We start from the raw sequence: 17,898 nt of genomic DNA on the forward strand, positions 1-17,898 counted from the left end.
AGTAGTTTTTTTATATATTATTTTAAAGAAAATTAATGTAACATTATGCTAAAAAAATCTACTGATGAGTAAGTTAACTTTTATTAGGTTTTTGATTTTAAATTATTGAATTTTACTTTATTGAAAAATACGACTATATGCTTGTTTATCTAAGATTATTAAAAGAAAGTTTGGGTTTTGCTGTAAATGCGCTGCGAAATAATAAACTGCGAACGTTGTTGTCGTTATTAGGTGTTACAATCGGGATTTTTTCGATTATTGCTGTTTTGGCGGCAGTCGATTCTTTAGATCGTAAAATTTCTAAAGATTTGAGCAGCTTAGATAAAAATACGATTTATTTAATGAAGTTTAGTTTTGGACCATCAGAAATTCCACAATGGAAAAGAGATCAGTTTCCAAACGTAAAATACGATGAATATGTAGGGCTGAAGAATGCACTGACCAATACAGATCAGGTGGCGTATCAGCTTTTTGTAAAACACGAAAGTTTAAAATACGATTCAAAAACAGTAAGTGATGTAAATATTGTTCCTTCGTCGAATGAAATTGTTGATATTGAAGGAATAAGTTTTGATAAAGGGAGGTTCTATACCGAATCTGAGTCGAATTCCGGTTCGGCCGTTATTGTTTTGGGTTATGAAATTGCTGAAGGGCTTTTCGGTACAAGTGATCCTATTGGGAAAAGCATTCGTTTGTACGGACAGCGTTTTAATGTAATTGGTGTAATTGCAAAACAGGGAGCCGGTTTTTTTGGAGACAGTAATGATACATCAGTTTATTTGCCGGCTAATTTTTTACGCCGAATGTATGGTGATAGTGATGCCATGACACCTGTAATTGTGGTGAAACCTGTAAAAGGGATAGATATGGATGCTTATAAGGCACAGGTGGCACAAAAATTAAGAGCTATTCGTGGGATGAAAGCTGGGGAAATAGATAATTTTTTTATTAATGTACTTTCCGGATTTACCGATTTTATAGATGGAATTTTAGGACAGATGAATGTTGTTGGATGGATCATCAGTGGATTTTCTCTTTTGGTGGGTGGTTTTGGAATTGCCAATATTATGTTTGTATCCGTAAAAGAAAGAACTAACCTGATCGGAATTCAGAAATCATTGGGGGCTAAAAACCGATTTATTTTGTTTCAGTTTTTGTTCGAAGCAGTAATTCTTTCTGTTATTGGTGGAATAATAGGTTTGGTGATGGTATGGGGAATTGCACTGGTCTTAACAAAAGTGCTTGATTTTGAATTTGTTCTTAGTTTCGGGAATATAATTTTAGGAACCGGACTTGCTGCGCTTATCGGTCTGATTTCAGGAATATTGCCGGCAATCTCTGCGGCAAATTTGGATCCGGTTGAAGCCATTCGAACTGGGATGTAGGCATTCTGCTAAAAAAAAATCAATTTTTAACCCTTATTATTTTGGCTTTGCTGTTGAATTTTATCGTAATTTTAATACCCTAACTTAAAAAGCGATACTATATGATACCAGTTAAAGCTTATGCAGCCTATGATGCTGTTAATCCGTTAAAACCCTACACGTTTGAAAGAAAAGAGGTGGGTGCCCATCAGGTTCAGATAGAAATTTTGTACAGTGGTGTATGCCATTCTGATATTCATACCGCAAAAGGGGATTGGGGGCCTGTAAATTACCCTTTAGTTCCCGGGCACGAAATTGTAGGCCGAATCGTAGCTGTTGGAAGCGAAGTTTCTAAGTTTAAAATTGGAGAGTTGGCAGGAGTGGGATGCTTTGTAGATTCATGCAGAGTGTGTCCAAGCTGTCTGTCCGGTGAAGAGCAATTTTGTGATGAAGGAATGACCGGAACTTATAATGGTGTTGAAAGAGGAACGGATATTCCGACTAAAGGAGGATATTCAACCAGTATTATTGTAGATGAAAGTTATACACTTCACGTTTCTGAGAAACTCGATATTAAAGGAGTTGCTCCGTTATTGTGCGCCGGAATTACCACTTATTCGCCTTTGCGTTATTTAAAAGTGGGCAAAGGGCATAAAGTTGGAGTTCTAGGACTTGGCGGATTAGGTCATATGGCTGTAAAATTTGCAGTTGCTTTTGGTGCCGAAGTTACGATGTTGAGTCACTCTCCTTCAAAAGAAGCCGATGCTAAAAAGTTAGGTGCGCATCATTTTGCTTTAACCTCAAATCCGGAAACAATGGAGTCGCTTGCTAATAGTTTCGATTTTATTCTGAATACAGTTTCTGCCAAACACGATCATAATGCATATCTGAATTTGTTAACCACAAACGGAACCATGATTGTAGTAGGTGCTCCGCCAGCACCTGCTGAGATTCCTGTTTTTACTTTAATCATGAAAAGAAGAAGTATCATAGGAAGTTTAATTGGAGGAATCAGAGAAACTCAGGAAATGCTGGATTACTGCGCCGAGCATAATATTACTTCTGATGTTGAGATCATCGATATGGGGTACATTAATGAAGCTTACGACCGAATGAATAAAAGCGATGTGAAATATCGTTTTGTGATTGATATGGCTTCTTTGAAGTAGCTTCTTTAAGGTTCAGAGAGGCAAAGATTCAAAGGTTTTTTGGTCTGATTTTTAAATTGCGCTATCCGATTGTTTATACATGTCGCTCCGTTGGAGCTTTTGCCTGGATTGAATGTTCTTGGCTATAGATATAATGCTCCTTTGGAGTTTAATCGTATAAAAGAAAAGTCTGTAAAGCTTGTTTTAGAGCTTTACAGACTTTTGTCTTTGTTAATATCGTGTATGGTTTAGGTAAGGATTTTACTTTGTTAGTTGTCTACCTTTTTGTATTCCAGTGTTCCAAGCTGCTCTTGTGTAATAACACGTTTTTGGCTGTCGAAGTATTCAATTTGAAATTTCACAGGTATTAAATCAACTGTAACAGTTAAGACATCATTGTTTTTTGAAAGTTTCCATTTACCGTTGGTGCTTTTGTCTCCATTAATTCCGGTAAATTTTCCATCTTCGTTAAAGACCTGAAAAACCTGATCGGTTTTGAATTTTTCTTTTATATCCTTCTCTTTTCCATTTTTGGTAAGTTTTACCAGTTGCCATTTTCCAATAAGTTCTTTTGAAGTTTGTGCCTGGATTGTAAACGAAGCTAATGCAATTAGCGCTAAAAAAACAATTTTTTTCATGTAGGTTAATTTTATAGATTAATTTTCTGCTAGAATTAAAATGGTTTTAAGAGGGGTATTATTTTTCTTTTAATAATTTTTCCAGATATTCAACTTTTTCTTTTTCGGCTTGAACTAAACGCTCAAAAAGCTCCACTACTTTGTCTATTGGATTAAAGGAACAATGGCTTGGGCTGAATATTCCATTTACGCCATTGCTAGTGCTATTATCATAAAAATTATTAAAATAACTGATCATGTTTTCTTCGTTAAAGTTTTTTATAGCCTCAACACTTACGCCAAGTGCTTTTGCTACTTCTGCGAGTTTTGCATCGTCTATGGTTTCGCTATTCTCTATTGTGGATACAGTTTGCTGGGAGGTTCCTAAAGCCTGAGCCAAGGCTTCCTGCTTCATGTCTCTTAGTTCGCGAATACGACTAATTTTTCGTCCTATATGGTTAGATTTTGTTGCTGTGCTCATGGTTCAAAGATATTTATAAAGCTTTAATAAAAATGGCATTTGGTAAAAAACACATCAATTATTGTGAGATACATTTTTAATAGTTCGTTTGGGTTAAAGCTATTATAATAGATTGATGTATGTAGAGCAAAAATACAATTTTTCAGACAAGTACGAACGAGTTCAGATAAAAATCAAACACCAATAAAAATTCCGAAGGAATGACCTATTTTGTAGCAACGGAATTTATTCCGTTGAAGTTAAGATTAAGTTCGAACAGTTATAAGAATTCCGTAGGAATGAAATATTTATAGCAACGGAATTTATTCCGTTGATCATGATGAATTAAGCATTTATGAGTTCCGGAGGAACGACATATCTTGTCAGTCACAATAAAAAAATCCCAAGAAATAATTTTTCTTGGGATTTAATATTTTATAGAAGTTAAAAACTATCTAATTTCGTTATTTTGAATCAAATCGATATACAAGTTGATTTTGTCTTTCAATTCTTTTCTTGGCGTGATAAAGTCAAGGAAACCGTGCTCTAATAAGAACTCGGCAGTTTGGAAACCTTCCGGTAAATCTTTACCAGTTGTGTCACGAACTACACGCGGACCAGCGAAACCAATCAATGCACCCGGCTCAGAAATGTTGATGTCTCCAAGCATGGCATATGATGCAGTTGTTCCTCCGGTTGTTGGATCTGTACAAAGAGAGATGTAAGGTAATTTGGCTTCTGCTAATTGCGCTAATTTTACAGATGTTTTAGCCAACTGCATTAACGAATAAGCTGCTTCCATCATACGTGCTCCTCCAGATTTAGAAATCATTACAAAAGGCAGTTTGTTTTTGATAGCGTGATCAATACCTCTGGCAATTTTTTCACCTACAACAGCTCCCATAGATCCTCCAATAAAGGCGAAATCCATACAGCAAATTACAAGTTCTTTTCCTTTAGATTTTCCCACTCCGGTACGCACAGCGTCTTTTAGGTGAGTTTTTTCCATAACGTCTTTCAGTCGTTCTGCATATTTTTTTGTATCCACAAAATGCAGAGGATCTTTAGAAGTCATGTTTTTATCTAATTCAACAAACTCATTATTGTCAAATAAAATTTCAAAATAGGTTGCGCTTCCAATTCGAACATGAAAATCATCTTCAGGGCTTACAAATAAGTTTCGGGCTAATTCGTCAGCATCAATAATTTTTCCTGTTGGAGATTTGTACCACAATCCTTTCGGAACGTCCATCTTGTCTTCTGTAGCGGTCGTAATCCCTTTTTCCTGTCTTTTAAACCAAGCCATATTGAGTATTTTTTTTGTTTCAGGTTTCAAGTTTTAAGTTGCGAAACCTGAAACCTGAAACCTGAAACTTTCAACTTTTTATTATAATGTATTTACGTTATTTAAGTCTGCAAAAGCTTGTTCAAGTCTTGTATTGAACGTTACTTCGCTTTCACGTACCCATTTTCTTGGGTCATAATATTTTTTGTTCGGAACATCAGCACCTTCAGGGTTACCAATTTGTGTTTTTAAATAATCGATGTTTTTGATCATATAATCACGAATTCCTTCTGTGTATGCAAATTGTAAATCGGTATCGATATTCATTTTGATTACTCCGTATCCAATTGCTTCTCTGATTTCTTCAAGTGTAGAACCTGAACCTCCGTGGAAAACAAAATCTACCGGATTATGACCAGTGTTGAATTTGTTTTGAACGAAATCCTGAGAGTTTTTTAAGATTTTCGGAGTTAATTTTACGTTTCCTGGTTTGTAAACACCGTGAACGTTTCCAAAAGCAGCTGCAATTGTAAATTTTGGGCTTATTTTAGATAATTCTTCATAAGCATAAGCAACTTCTTCCGGTTGAGTATATAATTTTGAACTGTCTACATCAGAGTTGTCAACACCATCTTCTTCACCACCTGTAATACCAAGCTCGATCTCTAATGTCATTCCCATTTTGCTCATTCTTGCCAAATATTCTTTGCAGATTTCGATGTTTTCTTCGATTGGCTCCTCAGATAAGTCAATCATGTGAGAACTGTATAATGGTTTTCCTGTTTCTGCAAAATGTTTTTCAGAAGCATCTAATAAACCATCAATCCAAGGTAATAATTTTTTTGCACAGTGGTCAGTATGAAGAATTACAGTTGCTCCGTAAGCTTCTGCCAAAGTATGAATGTGTTTTGCTCCGGCGATTCCACCAGCGATTGCTGCTTTTTCACCTGCATTAGATAATCCTTTTCCAGCGTTAAACTGTGCTCCTCCGTTTGAAAATTGAATGATAACCGGTGCGTTTAATTTTGCTGCAGTTTCAAGAACTCCATTGATTGTGCTTGAACCAGTAACATTTACTGCAGGTAATGCAAATCCTTTTTCTTTCGCATAATTAAAGATCTCCTGAACCTGATCTCCCGTAGCTACTCCCGGTTTAATATTGTGTGCCATTGTAATTTTTTTTAGTTGTTTTTAGTTTTTAGGTTGCAAAAATAAGAATTAATTAGCATTAGAATGGATAATTTATTCCAAAATTTAAAACCGAGTGCCCAAAATTGTATTCTTTAAACCAGCGATCTCCCTTCTCATGCGCTGGGTTATAGGTCTTAAAGCCCATATCTAAACGGATAACAAAAAAGCTTAAATCGTAACGTAAACCAAATCCTGTACCCAATGCAATTTCAGCTAAATCGTTTACGCCAGAGAATTTTGCTTTCTCATCAATCACATTATCGAGCACATTCCAGATATTTCCGGCATCTGCAAAGATGGCTCCTTTAACAGCGCCAAAAATTTTAAAACGAAGCTCGGCACTCATTGCAATTTTCATATTGGCCTCGTTGAAATCATTTGCGGCATTTGTGCTTCCGGGACCCAAAGCATAGGGCTGCCAGGCGCGGTTGTCGTTTGAACCTCCTGCATAATAACTTCGTGAAAACGGGATGTAGTTTGAATTTCCAAATGGAACCGCAATTCCGAAAAAGGTTCTTACGGCCAGTACTTTTTCTTTTCCAAAATCCCAGTGTTTGATATAATCAAATTCAGTTTTGATATATTCTGAATATTCCAGATTAAAAATTTCGTAATTGCCTTTGTCATTTTTTTGAAATCTACCAATGTTTGAAATAGCTGACAACAAAGTACCGGCTGATTCTATTTTGGTTTTAAATTGGTAGAACGTATTATCGGCAAGATCCTTTTTTGTGGTTTTGGTAAAAGTATAGCTTGTGGCCAGAATAAAGTCATTCTCAGTTAGACGAACTCTTCTTTCTTCAATGCTTTCAACATTTCTATATTCAGGATCTGAAGGAGTTAGAGTGGTGTTGCCGGATAATACGTCATTGGTAAACCCTGTAGTCCCTTTGGGAATGGATAGTCTTGTGTCCTCTGGGCTGTTATAATAACTCTCATTTTTATTGTATTTATTACCAATATTGTTTAATTCTCTATAAGATGATGTATAAACGTTAAAATAGTTGTCCGGATTTAAATTTCGTACGAATTGTGCATTAAGCAGCTCAAATTTTGCCGTATTCCCTCGTTTAGGAGACCAGTTGTAAGCGATTCCTCCTGTGAAATTTTCTTTGTCCAGTCCAATATTTCTTTGTTTAGAGAAACCTGCAGCAACGCTGGTGGAAGGAATCATTCTTTTTGGAATAATTTTTTCAGTTCCAAAAGGAAGTAAAATCCTTGGGAAATTCAGCTTTAAATCGACACCATATTCCGAAACATTGAAGAAATTGTTGTTAGGGTTCGCCATATCTCTGGATGACCCTAAGTTTAATCGCGTAGAAATTTCTAAAGTTTCGGCTCTGTTAAAAACGTTACGAATAGTTTCGGAAATACTTGCTCCAATACCAAAATCCTGAATATTAGAATGTGTAACGTCAAAACTAGCTCCAAAGCTGTATTTCTTTCTTGGGGTGAGGTAAATATTAGCAATTAAAGACTGAGCAGTTGAGTCGCGTTTGTCAACGGTATACTGAATAGACGGATAATTGAAAATCTTCAGATTGTTCAGATATCTTGAAGAAAGAGTAGTTCTGGTGTCTGAAAAAGTACTTCCTTTAGTGATAAAAACCGCATCGGTAATGGCCCGTGGTTTGTATTTTAGTTTTTTATAACTGTATAGATTAAAGTTGTTGTAGGTGGTACTGTCTGTGATTTTATTTTTTGCATTTGTTGCAGAATAATCAGTGTAGATATTTACATCACTAATTTTGTACAGTTTAAAGGGCTCTGTTCTGCTTGAATCTCTTCCCTGAATGTTATTGTTATTTACAATCAAAGTTACATTGGCTTTGTCCTTTTTACCAATAGTATCAATGTCAAAAGTCACGTAAGTAGGCTGAAAATAATAGGCTCCGTGGTTTCTGAAATAGGTCGTAAGGCGATTTTTTTCTTCTTCAAAATCTACGGTTTTGTATTGTTTTCCTGATTTTAAAACCGAAGGGTCAGGATTAACTTTGTATAACGAGTCTAATGCAGGAGTCATTATTTTCGTTTTGATAGTGTCTAAAGTATAAGCAGGTCCGGTTGTAATATTGTAGTTTATCTTGGCTTTTTTTCTTCCAACACTGTCAATACTATAATCTGTTGCAACTTTAAAATAACCACTGTTGAAATAATAATATTTCAGACGAAGGAGTGTTTTCTTTGTTTTCGCAGTATCAATAATTACCGGAGCTTCACCGGTGCTTTTCAGAAATTCATGAATACCTTTGTACATAAAGGATTGTCCCAGGCGATCCACTTGTTTTGCAGATAAAAGTTTTGACTGGCGTTCGTACAAACCCGGATTGTTTTTGAATTTAGCTTTATAGGTTGAATCCGGATTTAAATTGGCAAGATTATATAAATTCAAACGAAGACGATATCCCAATAGGGTACCATTCGGTTTTTGGTACATTTGATTGAAGGCAGTTTCATCATTAGTTGACTTGCCATTTACAAGAATGGTATTTTTAACAAGAAGGTTTTTTCCATCAGGAACTCTTTTTACAGCATTACAAGCGCAAATAAATATTGCTATTAGGATAAATGCTATTATTTTTGTGGAATTCTTTTTCAAGTGTTCTTAAATATTTAATTCAAAAGTACATTATTTTATGGTTAGTAAAAACCAAATAAAACTTATCTCAGGGTTACATCAAAAAAAGCAACGTTTTGCAAATCAATTGTTTTTCGCCGAGGGAGTAAAAGTAATTCAAGAATTGTTGCAATCCAATTTTGAACTAGAGCATTTATACACGACTCTAAATGATTTTGAAGAGGTTCATTCTTCAAAGCGAACTTTAATTTATGAGCAGGAACTTAAAAAAATAAGTGCTTTGTCTACTCCTAATTCCTGTTTGGCTGTTTTTAAGATTCCAGTCGAAAATAAAATAATCGACTCGGGTTTGATTTTGGCCTTAGACGATATTCGTGATCCCGGAAATTTAGGAACCATTTTACGCCTTTGTGACTGGTTCGGGATCAAACAAATTGTTTGCTCAAAAGAAACCGTTGATATTTATAATCCAAAAGTGGTGCAGGCAACCATGGGTTCTATTACCAGAGTAAACGTTAATTACGTTGACCTCGAAACGTTTATAGCTCAAACAAAATTAGCTGTATTTGGAACTTTTATGGATGGCGAAAACATCTATAAAACCGATCTTCCTCAGGATGGAATCATTATCATGGGTAATGAAGCCAATGGGATTTCATCAGAAATTGAAAAAATGGTTACAAGCCGACTTACCATTCCAAGATTTGGAGAGCTGCAAAAAACAGAAAGTTTAAATGTAGCTACCGCAACAGCAATTATTCTTAGTGAATTTAAACGAAATAGTTAAGTATTTGTTTTAATGAAAAGTAAAATTTATTAAAATAGCTCTTGATTTCATAGAGTCGATATTGTCAGTCCAGGGGCTAGGTCCTTTTGCCGGATTATCACGAATTAACTCATCTGAAATTCCAAACATTCCTCGAATAGAAGGAGAGAAGATAAAATACTCAGAGAAAATGTCTATTCCAAAACCTAGCTCATAAGCGGCAGTCCATTGCTTTACTCTAAATTTCCCTTCAAAGTTATCGTCTTTTGATTTAGCATTGCTGGATAGGTTAAGTGTCGAAGACATTCCGCCAACTAAATAAGGTCGAATGTTTCCGGTACGCAATGCGGAGAATTTTAAGAGTAAAGGGAAGTGGATATACGTACTGTTTACTTCCCTAAGGTAGTCTTTTTGCAAAGGCAAATTTGGGAAATATAAGTCACGTTTGGTATAGTACAATCCCGGTTCAAAACGGAGATTGATGTATTCCTGTAATCTTAAATCAGCTACAACACCAACATTGAATCCGGTAGTCTTTTTGGTCTGAACATCAGGACCTGGTGATTTGTAGTCAAACTTAAAGTCAAAACTGTTAAATCCAAGGTAATAACCGAAATATAGGCGTTGCTTTTGCCAGTTTTCAAGATTAATGATAGGATCTTTGCTGAACATGCTTTTAGCAAATTGCGAATATCCTTGCGTCGATAAGACTAATAGAAGTAAGACTACAGTTTTTTTCATACTATTTTTTAGATGCAGAATAAATGGTTGCAACACCAAAAGTTTGAGGCATTGCTACAACATCTATAAACCCAATTTTTCTTAAAATATTGTTCAGAGCTTCTCCATAAGGAAAAACTGCAGCAGATTCAGATAAATAACCATAGGCTGAATTGTCTTTAGAAAAGAGTTTTCCTATAATGGGAAGGATATTTTTGCTGTAAAATTTATAACCTTGTTTGTATGGTGTTTTATCCGGAACTGAGGTTTCTAAAATAACAAAAACACCATTTGGTTTTAAAACTCTTAGAATTTCTGCAAATCCTTTTTCCAGATTTTCAAAATTTCGAACTCCAAATCCAACCGTTATGGCATCGAAATAATTGTCTTCAAAAGGAATTTTTTCAGAATCCCCCAAAACTAAATCTATAGTATTGGATAATCCTTTTGCCTGAACTTTTTTCTTTCCTACTTCAAGCATACCAGCTGAAATATCTAAGCCAATAATTTTTTCAGCATTGGTCTGAGACATTAATATAGCAAGGTCACCGGTTCCGGTTGCAATATCAAGAATGATTTTTGGTTTTGTATCCGAAACAATTTTGAGTACTTTTTTTCGCCACTTGGTGTCAATTCCAAATGAGATCACACGATTTAAATTATCATAGTTACCGGAGATGTTGTCAAACATTTGGGCAACTTGCTCTTTTTTACCTAAAGAAGAGTCTTTATATGGAGTTATTTTTTCAGACATTATTTTAATTTACGCAAATATAGTACAATCTGTCTTAACTGTATTGGGTTTTTTATTTTGTGCTTTAAATGTTTTAAAAGTAAGGGTTTAATTGATGTTGAATGTCAAAATTTTGAGCATCACCAAAAATGGTTACTTTAAAAAAATCACTAAAAGTGGGTATTGTGGAGTGATGGATTTATGTGCACTTTTGTCATAGTAATAATGATGAAGTTTAAAATATTGATCGTTATAAATGGCTCAAAGTAGCTGAGTATTTTTTTTGCACTTGTACTTAAGTTTGTCAGGAAAGAAGTTAAAGAAGTATTGTTTTGGGGTCAATACTCTATATTTTTAAAAGTGTGAAATACGTTCTTAGGATTAAATTTGTTTTTGGAAATTTGCCTTTAATATCTTAGTGGTATTTGTTGTTAAAGGCGTCCCTTGAGATTATATCTCAACAAACAGTGTTATTTAATTATTTCAAATGTTATTCTTAATATTTGTTATTTTATCAGAACTATTTCCTGAGTGAGTCCATTTAGAAGGCCAATTATTTTTGAAAGACATCCTCCAAAAGAGGATGTTTTTTATTTTCTAATATAAGTTTCATAGGTATAATCGTAAAGATGTTTTTCGTCTTTAAAGTTTTCTTCTGACTCTACAAGCTGCCATTCTGTTTCATTGATTTTAGGAAAGAAAGTGTCAGCTTCAAAAGTATGATGTACTTTGGTCACTTCAATAATATCGGTATATGGCAAACCAAGATTGTAGATTTCACCGCCTCCAATAATATAAGAATCTTCATTTTCAGGGCATATGGCTATTGCTTTTTCGATAGAATCAACAACAATACAACCTTCCGGTTGATAATCATTCTGACGTGTTATTACAACGTGTACTCTGTTTGGTAAAGGTTTAGGGAAGCTCTCAAAGGTTTTTCTTCCCATAATAATATGATGGTTGGTAGTGAGCGATTTAAATCTTTTAAAATCATTTGGTAAATGCCAAACTAAATCATTGTTTTTTCCCAGTGCGTTATTTTCGGCAACAGCCGCTATCATTATAATCATGGTATTCTAAACTAAATTTTATTTTCAGAATCTTCATTTACTTTTGATTCTAACTGACTAATTCTCTTTTGTTGCAAAGCAACAAGTCGATCGATTTGTTCTCTTTCCCATTTTTTGTTCATAAATCGGTCTGTGATATATACTTTTATAAAATGCAGAATAAAGACAAAAAGCCAGATGGTTATAACCCAAATACACCAATCTTGCCCACTGGTAGCTCCCAGACCAAAGAATTTATTGGCGATAAATAAAAATAAACTTCCTAGAATAAAAAGCACAAAATGAAAATAAAGCACCTTCTTTTGTCTGATTCTTCTTCTGGCATACTCGTATTGTTCGTGTACTTCTTTTTCCATAAGATATAAATGAGGTCATAAAGTTAAAATTTATTTTGAAATGACCCATTTAGATCGAAGAATATTTCTCTTAAAGTGATTTAATGATTTGAAATCCAAAATTTTACACGGTTTAATTTGTGGAAAGTAAAAAAAATGCAAAGTGTTTTTGATATAATCACAAAACGATTGGAGAGGTGCGGGGAGTTCAGATGATTTTGTGTAATTTAGTCTATGAATCTAAAAATTAAATAGTTATGTCTTTGAAGAAACAGTTTGTAAAAACAAGGCCAGTGTGTAAAGTTACCTTTACAATAGATGCAAAAGATGCAAATTCGGCTGCAGTTGTTGGGGATTTTAACAATTGGAATCCCGAAGAAGGAACTTTAAGTAAATTGAAAAATGGAACTTTTAAAGCTACTTACGATTTAGTGAAAGACGCGATTTACGAATTTAAATACGTAGTCGACGGAGTGTATGAAAACGATCCTGAGGCAGATTCGTATAAGTGGAATGATTATGCCGGAAGCGAAAATAGCGTACTGGTAGTATAAAAAAATCCGCTTAAACTTTAAGCGGATTTTTTATGTTTTATACAGCAACACTTCCTTTTATACCGGCATGCGGTTCGTAATCTAAAAGTGTGAAGTCGTTGTAATCAAAGTCAAAAATGTTTTTAATCTCCGGATTTAAAACCATTTTAGGTAATGGTTTTGGCTCACGTGTAAGTTGCAGTTCTAATTGCTCAAAATGATTGTTGTAAATGTGTGCGTCTCCAAAAGTATGAATGAATTCCCCCGGTTCCAAGTCGCAAACTTGTGCAATCATCAAGGTTAATAAAGCGTAGGATGCGATATTAAAAGGAACTCCCAAAAATATATCGGCACTTCGCTGGTACAGTTGACAGGAAAGTTTTCCTTTTGTTTCTCCTTTTTCAGTATCAGGGCTTGTGACATAAAATTGAAAGAAAGCATGACAAGGAGGTAAAGCCGCTTTGTTGTTGGCTACATTCTCTTCAAATGATTTCGAAGTGTCCGGCAAGACTGAAGGATTCCATGCTGAGACCAGCATTCTTCGGCTGTTTGGATTTGTTTTTAGCTCAGTAATCAATTCAGAGATCTGATCAATTTCTTCGCTATTCCAGTTGCGCCATTGATGTCCGTATACGGGGCCTAAATCGCCATTAGCGTCTGCCCAGGCATCCCAGATTTTTACACCGTTTTCCTGAAGGTATTTAATATTAGTGTCTCCTTTTAAGAACCAAAGCAATTCATATATGATTGATTTTAGGTGTAGTTTTTTGGTAGTAACCATTGGGAAACCTTCACTTAAATCAAATCGCATTTGGTAGCCAAAAACACTTTTGGTTCCCGTTCCTGTTCTGTCTCCTTTTTGGCAGCCGTTGTCTAAAACGTGTCGTACCAAATCTAAGTATTGTTTCATAATTGCTTTAAGCTTTAGGCTCTAAGCTTTAGGCTTTTTCCTAATGCTTAAAGTTTTTTTATGTTTTGCGCTTTAAGCTTATAGCCTAAAGCTTACGGCTTACAGTCTTAGAATTATCTTTTCGAAATTTCGTCTCGAATTTTAGCTGCTTTTTCGTAATCTTCCTGAGAAACAGCCTGGTCTAAAAGTTCGTTTAGTTCCTGTAAGCTGTGTTTTGAATAAATATCTCCGGATTGATTGCTTTCCTCTTCACGTCCAAAAGTTTCGGGATTTGAAAGTACATCATCAATTTCCTGAGATCCCTGATCGGTTTCTGCGGTATTTGATTTTAAATAAATTCCCGCTTTGTCCAGAATGTTTTTGTAAGTAAAGATCGGAGCATTAAATCGTAAAGCCAATGCAATAGCATCAGAAGTTCTGGCGTCGATAATTTCTTCAATTTTGTCTCTTTCGCAGATTAAACTGGAATAAAAAACACCATCCACAAGCTTGTGAATAATTACCTGTTTTACGACTATATCAAACCTTTCAGCGAAGTTTCTGAACAAATCGTGCGTTAACGGACGCGGAGGTTTAATTTCTTTTTCCAGAGCAATAGCAATCGATTGTGCTTCAAAAGCACCAATAACGATAGGCAATTTTCTTTCGCCATCAACCTCATTCAAAATTAAGGCATAAGCGCCATTTTGAGTTTGACTGTATGAAATTCCTTTTATGGATAATTTTACTAGACTCATATATATGGATAAAAAAGGGCAATTATTGCCTCATTTTGATACTTTTTTTGATTGAAAAATAAAGGTGCAATTTTAATCAAAAAATATGGAACAAAAAAGCTACCTAAAACAAAGATACGATTATCTTGTTTTTAGGTAGCTATATTTTTAAAGAGAATTTTTAAATTAAGAATGTTGTGCTTTAAAAGCCTTTAATTTCTCAATTAATTGTGGTACAATTTCGAAAGCATCTCCAACTACTCCGTAATCAGCTACTTTGAAGAAAGGAGCCTCAGGATCATTGTTGATTACAACTTTTACTTTTGATGAGTTGATACCTGCAATGTGCTGAATAGCACCTGAAATTCCTATTGCAATGTATAAATTGGTGGCAACCGGTTTTCCGGTTTGTCCAACGTGCTCGCTGTGAGGTCTCCATCCTAAGTCTGAAACCGGTTTAGAACAAGCTGTCGCTGCACCTAATACAGCAGCAAGATCTTCAACTAATCCCCAGTTTTCAGGGCCTTTTAATCCACGTCCACCAGAAACTACGATGTCAGCATCGGCGATAGAAACTTTTCCGGTTACTTTTTCTACAGATTCTACTTTTACTCCAAAATCATTGTCTCCAATAGTTGGGTTGAAATCTTCTTCAGTTGCAGATCCTGCACTTTCGAAAATTCCGTAAGAGTTTTTAGCAAGACCAAGAACTTTTACATCTGTAGTGATTTCAGTAATGTTGAAAGCTTTGTTAGAGAAAGCATTTCTTTTTACCTGAAAAGGAGAAGTGCTAACCGGTAATCCAACTACATTTGAAGCAAAACCAGCGTTTAAAGCTACCGCTACTAATGAAGAAAGGTAAATACTGTCGGTTGTAGAAGAAAGTAAAACTACTTTTGTAGCTTCTTTTTCAGCAGCTTGCTTGATCACATCAGCATAAGCCTTAGCAGTAAAACCAGTTAATTTATCGTTGTTTACTTTTAATACTTTATCAACTCCGTATTTTGATAATTCGCTAACATCACTAATGTTTACGGTTAAAGCGGTAACAGTTGTCCCTAAAGTTTCGGCTACTTTTTTAGCGTAAGAAGCTAGTTCGAAAGCAACTTTTTTAAATTTTCCTTCTGCAGATTCTGCATATATTAATATTGACATAATTTTTTGTTTAGAAGTTTAAAGTTTCAGGTTTCAAGTTTATGAAAACTGCAACTGAATACTGATTACTAGATTACTTTAGCCTCGTTGTGTAATAAATTGATTAATTCATCTAAATTATCAGGAGAAACTAATTTCACTGCTGATTTAGGAGCTGGTTTTTCAAATTTTACTGCTTTTGTATTTACAGGAGCATCAACCGGCTCAAGAATCGTTAATGCTTTTGTTCTTGCTGTCATGATTCCTCTCATGTTTGGAATACGTAGATCTTTTTCTTCAACAAGACCTTTTTGACCACCAATGATTAAAGGTAAAGTAGTGCTTACAGTTTCTTTTCCACCATCGATTTCACGAACAGCTTTTACATTGTTGCCTTCAACAGTGATAGCAGTACAAGAATTTAAAAAGTTAGAACCTAAAATTCCTGCAATCATTCCAGGAACCATTCCGCCATTATAATCTAAAGATTCTTTTCCGGCAATTACTAAATCATAACCACCATTTTTGATTACTTCGGCCAATTGTTTTGCAACAAAAAAACCATCAGTTGGGTTAGCATTTACACGAATTGCTTCGTTTGCACCAATTGCCAAAGCTTTACGTAAAGTAGGCTCAGTGTCAGGTCCTCCAACATTTACAACGGTTACCGTTGCACCTTGTTGCTCCTGAAACCAGATTGCACGTGTAAGACCAAACTCGTCATTAGGATTAATTACATATTGAACACCATTGGTATCGAATTCTGAGTCACCATTGGAGAAGTTAATTTTTGAAGTAGTATCAGGCACGTGGCTGATGCAAACTAATATTTTCATAAGTATATATTTTGATATTTATAATATGCTTCCACAAATTTAGAAATTAAAATTGAAATAATATACTATGCATGCATAATATTTTTTAAAAACTATTACGTTTTCGCAGATTATGGAATAAGGAAAGTCGTTCATCGTTATTGAATATTGATAATACATTGATGTTTCCTGATTCTTAGGGATTTTGCAAAACAGGGGTTGATTGAACTGTTAAATTTTGGGTCGATTTATACTATAATTTTGGTTGTTGCGTTAGATAGTAAGAATTTTACCGAAGGAGAGCCTAAAGATTAAAGAGCGAAATCGAGCTGAAAAAAAGTTTTTAAGTGATAAAGTGTTAATTACATCGATTTCGTAATTATTACAATTAATTTTAAAAAGTTAAAAGCGCAGGAGAGACGGAAGTTCGTGTGATTTTAAATTCAATTTATGCTTTTAAGTGATTTAAAATATTTATTTTTGCTCTTCAGAAAATTCAACATACAATATAAATATGAGAACAATACAATTTAGAGAGGCCATTTGTGAAGCGATGAGCGAAGAAATGCGTCACGATGAATCCATATATTTAATGGGAGAAGAAGTTGCAGAATACAACGGAGCTTATAAAGCTTCAAAAGGAATGCTTGCTGAGTTTGGTGAAAAAAGAGTAATCGATACTCCAATTGCTGAGCTTGGTTTTACAGGAATTGCAGTAGGATCTGCAATGAATGGCTGTCGTCCTATTGTTGAGTATATGACTTTCAACTTCTGTTTAGTAGGTATTGATCAAATTATAAATAATGCTGCTAAAATGCGTCAAATGACAGGTGGACAATTTAACGTGCCTATCGTTTTTCGCGGACCAACTGCTTCTGCAGGTCAATTAGGAGCAACTCACTCTCAAGCTTTAGAAAACTGGTTTGCTAATACTCCGGGACTTAAAGTAGTTGTACCTTCAACTCCTTACGATGCAAAAGGACTTTTGAAATCTGCTATTCGTGATAATGATCCGGTAATTTTTATGGAATCTGAGCAAATGTATGGTGACAAAGGTGAGGTGCCGGACGGAGAATACACAATTCCATTAGGAGTTGCCGATGTTAAACGTGAAGGAAAAGATGTTACAATTGTTTCTTTTGGTAAAATTATCAAAGAAGCTTTTATTGCTGCTGATGAATTGGCTAAAGAAGGAATCTCTTGTGAGATTATCGATTTAAGAACAGTTCGTCCAATGGATAAAGAAACTATTCTTGCTTCTGTAAGAAAAACAAACCGTTTAGTAGTTTTAGAAGAAGCTTGGCCATTTGCAAGTATTTCATCTGAAATCACTTATATCGTTCAGGAACAAGCATTCGATTTCCTAGATGCGCCAATTCAGCGTATTACGACTGCCGATGCACCTGCACCATATTCTCCTGTTTTACTAAAAGATTGGTTGCCAAACGCTGGTGATGTAGTAAAAGCAGTAAAGAAAGTAATGTACAAATAGTAAATTAAACGATACTTATAAAACTTCA

General features: G+C 34.9%; 18 protein-coding genes. 5 read left to right on the plus strand and 13 right to left on the minus strand.

Going from position 1 to position 17,898, the window contains the following annotated elements:
* Window positions 1–137 precede the first annotated feature (137 nt).
* Both ACAM30_RS10325 and ACAM30_RS10330 read left to right on the plus strand, forming a co-directional pair.
* The gene (locus tag ACAM30_RS10325) at window positions 138–1,385 is read left to right on the plus strand and encodes an ABC transporter permease (protein WP_369618415.1); all 1,248 of its coding nucleotides are present in this window, start codon (window positions 138–140) and stop codon (window positions 1,383–1,385) included.
* Between the two features lie 101 nt (window positions 1,386–1,486).
* Complete coding sequence (locus ACAM30_RS10330) at window positions 1,487–2,533, plus strand: NAD(P)-dependent alcohol dehydrogenase (protein ID WP_369618416.1); 1,047 nt, start codon at window positions 1,487–1,489, stop codon at window positions 2,531–2,533.
* A 248-nt stretch (window positions 2,534–2,781) separates the two neighbouring features.
* On the opposite strand, the gene ACAM30_RS10335 is transcribed toward ACAM30_RS10330, so the two are convergent.
* The 5 genes from ACAM30_RS10335 to ACAM30_RS10355 all read right to left on the minus strand — a co-directional run bounded on the left by ACAM30_RS10335 (window position 2,782) and on the right by ACAM30_RS10355 (window position 8,664).
* Window positions 2,782–3,150, minus strand: coding sequence for a lipocalin family protein (locus ACAM30_RS10335; protein ID WP_369618417.1), 369 nt, complete (start codon window positions 3,148–3,150; stop codon window positions 2,782–2,784).
* 58 nt (window positions 3,151–3,208) lie between these two features.
* On the minus strand, window positions 3,209–3,610 hold the full coding sequence (locus tag ACAM30_RS10340; RefSeq protein ID WP_369618418.1) for a helix-turn-helix transcriptional regulator: 402 nt from the start codon (window positions 3,608–3,610) through the stop codon (window positions 3,209–3,211).
* Between the two features lie 430 nt (window positions 3,611–4,040).
* On the minus strand, window positions 4,041–4,895 hold the full coding sequence (gene accD / locus ACAM30_RS10345; RefSeq protein WP_070905905.1) for an acetyl-CoA carboxylase, carboxyltransferase subunit beta: 855 nt from the start codon (window positions 4,893–4,895) through the stop codon (window positions 4,041–4,043).
* An 81-nt stretch (window positions 4,896–4,976) separates the two neighbouring features.
* Window positions 4,977–6,044 (minus strand): class II fructose-bisphosphate aldolase, encoded by a 1,068-nt coding sequence (fbaA, locus tag ACAM30_RS10350; RefSeq protein ID WP_369618419.1) that lies wholly within the window; start codon window positions 6,042–6,044, stop codon window positions 4,977–4,979.
* A gap of 58 nt (window positions 6,045–6,102) precedes the next feature.
* The gene (locus ACAM30_RS10355; protein ID WP_369618420.1) at window positions 6,103–8,664 is read right to left on the minus strand and encodes a BamA/TamA family outer membrane protein; all 2,562 of its coding nucleotides are present in this window, start codon (window positions 8,662–8,664) and stop codon (window positions 6,103–6,105) included.
* Between the two features lie 37 nt (window positions 8,665–8,701).
* Between ACAM30_RS10355 and ACAM30_RS10360 the strand changes: the two genes are divergently transcribed.
* Window positions 8,702–9,430, plus strand: a complete 729-nt coding sequence (locus tag ACAM30_RS10360) for a TrmH family RNA methyltransferase (RefSeq protein WP_369618421.1) — start codon at window positions 8,702–8,704, stop codon at window positions 9,428–9,430.
* A 9-nt stretch (window positions 9,431–9,439) separates the two neighbouring features.
* Here ACAM30_RS10360 and ACAM30_RS10365 read toward each other — a convergent pair whose 3' ends face one another.
* The 4 genes from ACAM30_RS10365 to ACAM30_RS10380 all read right to left on the minus strand — a co-directional run bounded on the left by ACAM30_RS10365 (window position 9,440) and on the right by ACAM30_RS10380 (window position 12,291).
* On the minus strand, window positions 9,440–10,150 hold the full coding sequence (locus ACAM30_RS10365; protein WP_369618422.1) for a porin family protein: 711 nt from the start codon (window positions 10,148–10,150) through the stop codon (window positions 9,440–9,442).
* Window position 10,151: 1 nt separating this feature from the next.
* Window positions 10,152–10,883, minus strand: coding sequence for a bifunctional demethylmenaquinone methyltransferase/2-methoxy-6-polyprenyl-1,4-benzoquinol methylase UbiE (gene ubiE, locus ACAM30_RS10370; RefSeq protein WP_017498368.1), 732 nt, complete (start codon window positions 10,881–10,883; stop codon window positions 10,152–10,154).
* A 569-nt stretch (window positions 10,884–11,452) separates the two neighbouring features.
* Window positions 11,453–11,935 carry a dihydrofolate reductase gene (locus ACAM30_RS10375; protein WP_369618423.1) on the minus strand — a complete coding sequence of 161 codons (483 nt, stop codon included), beginning with the start codon at window positions 11,933–11,935 and terminating at the stop codon, window positions 11,453–11,455.
* A gap of 11 nt (window positions 11,936–11,946) precedes the next feature.
* Window positions 11,947–12,291: a 2TM domain-containing protein gene (locus ACAM30_RS10380; RefSeq protein WP_369618424.1), complete on the minus strand. Its 345-nt coding sequence runs from the start codon at window positions 12,289–12,291 to the stop codon at window positions 11,947–11,949.
* 236 nt (window positions 12,292–12,527) lie between these two features.
* Between ACAM30_RS10380 and ACAM30_RS10385 the strand changes: the two genes are divergently transcribed.
* Window positions 12,528–12,824 (plus strand): isoamylase early set domain-containing protein, encoded by a 297-nt coding sequence (locus ACAM30_RS10385; protein WP_369618425.1) that lies wholly within the window; start codon window positions 12,528–12,530, stop codon window positions 12,822–12,824.
* 37 nt (window positions 12,825–12,861) lie between these two features.
* Here the strand turns inward: ACAM30_RS10385 and ACAM30_RS10390 are convergent, their stop codons facing one another.
* From ACAM30_RS10390 to ACAM30_RS10405, 4 genes are all read right to left on the minus strand, one after another.
* Complete coding sequence (locus tag ACAM30_RS10390) at window positions 12,862–13,713, minus strand: thymidylate synthase (protein ID WP_369618426.1); 852 nt, start codon at window positions 13,711–13,713, stop codon at window positions 12,862–12,864.
* A gap of 113 nt (window positions 13,714–13,826) precedes the next feature.
* Entirely contained in the window at window positions 13,827–14,450 is a 624-nt protein-coding gene (locus ACAM30_RS10395) for a bifunctional nuclease family protein (protein ID WP_202700656.1), read from the minus strand.
* 165 nt (window positions 14,451–14,615) lie between these two features.
* Window positions 14,616–15,584 (minus strand): electron transfer flavoprotein subunit alpha/FixB family protein, encoded by a 969-nt coding sequence (locus ACAM30_RS10400; RefSeq protein ID WP_369618427.1) that lies wholly within the window; start codon window positions 15,582–15,584, stop codon window positions 14,616–14,618.
* Window positions 15,585–15,652: 68 nt separating this feature from the next.
* Complete coding sequence (locus tag ACAM30_RS10405; protein WP_173966556.1) at window positions 15,653–16,399, minus strand: electron transfer flavoprotein subunit beta/FixA family protein; 747 nt, start codon at window positions 16,397–16,399, stop codon at window positions 15,653–15,655.
* 493 nt (window positions 16,400–16,892) lie between these two features.
* Between ACAM30_RS10405 and ACAM30_RS10410 the strand changes: the two genes are divergently transcribed.
* Window positions 16,893–17,870 carry a pyruvate dehydrogenase complex E1 component subunit beta gene (locus ACAM30_RS10410; RefSeq protein ID WP_017498360.1) on the plus strand — a complete coding sequence of 326 codons (978 nt, stop codon included), beginning with the start codon at window positions 16,893–16,895 and terminating at the stop codon, window positions 17,868–17,870.
* Window positions 17,871–17,898: the final 28 nt, after the last annotated feature.

It is taken from the genome of Flavobacterium sp. CFS9 (assembly GCF_041154745.1).
In the GTDB taxonomy this organism is placed as follows: domain Bacteria; phylum Bacteroidota; class Bacteroidia; order Flavobacteriales; family Flavobacteriaceae; genus Flavobacterium.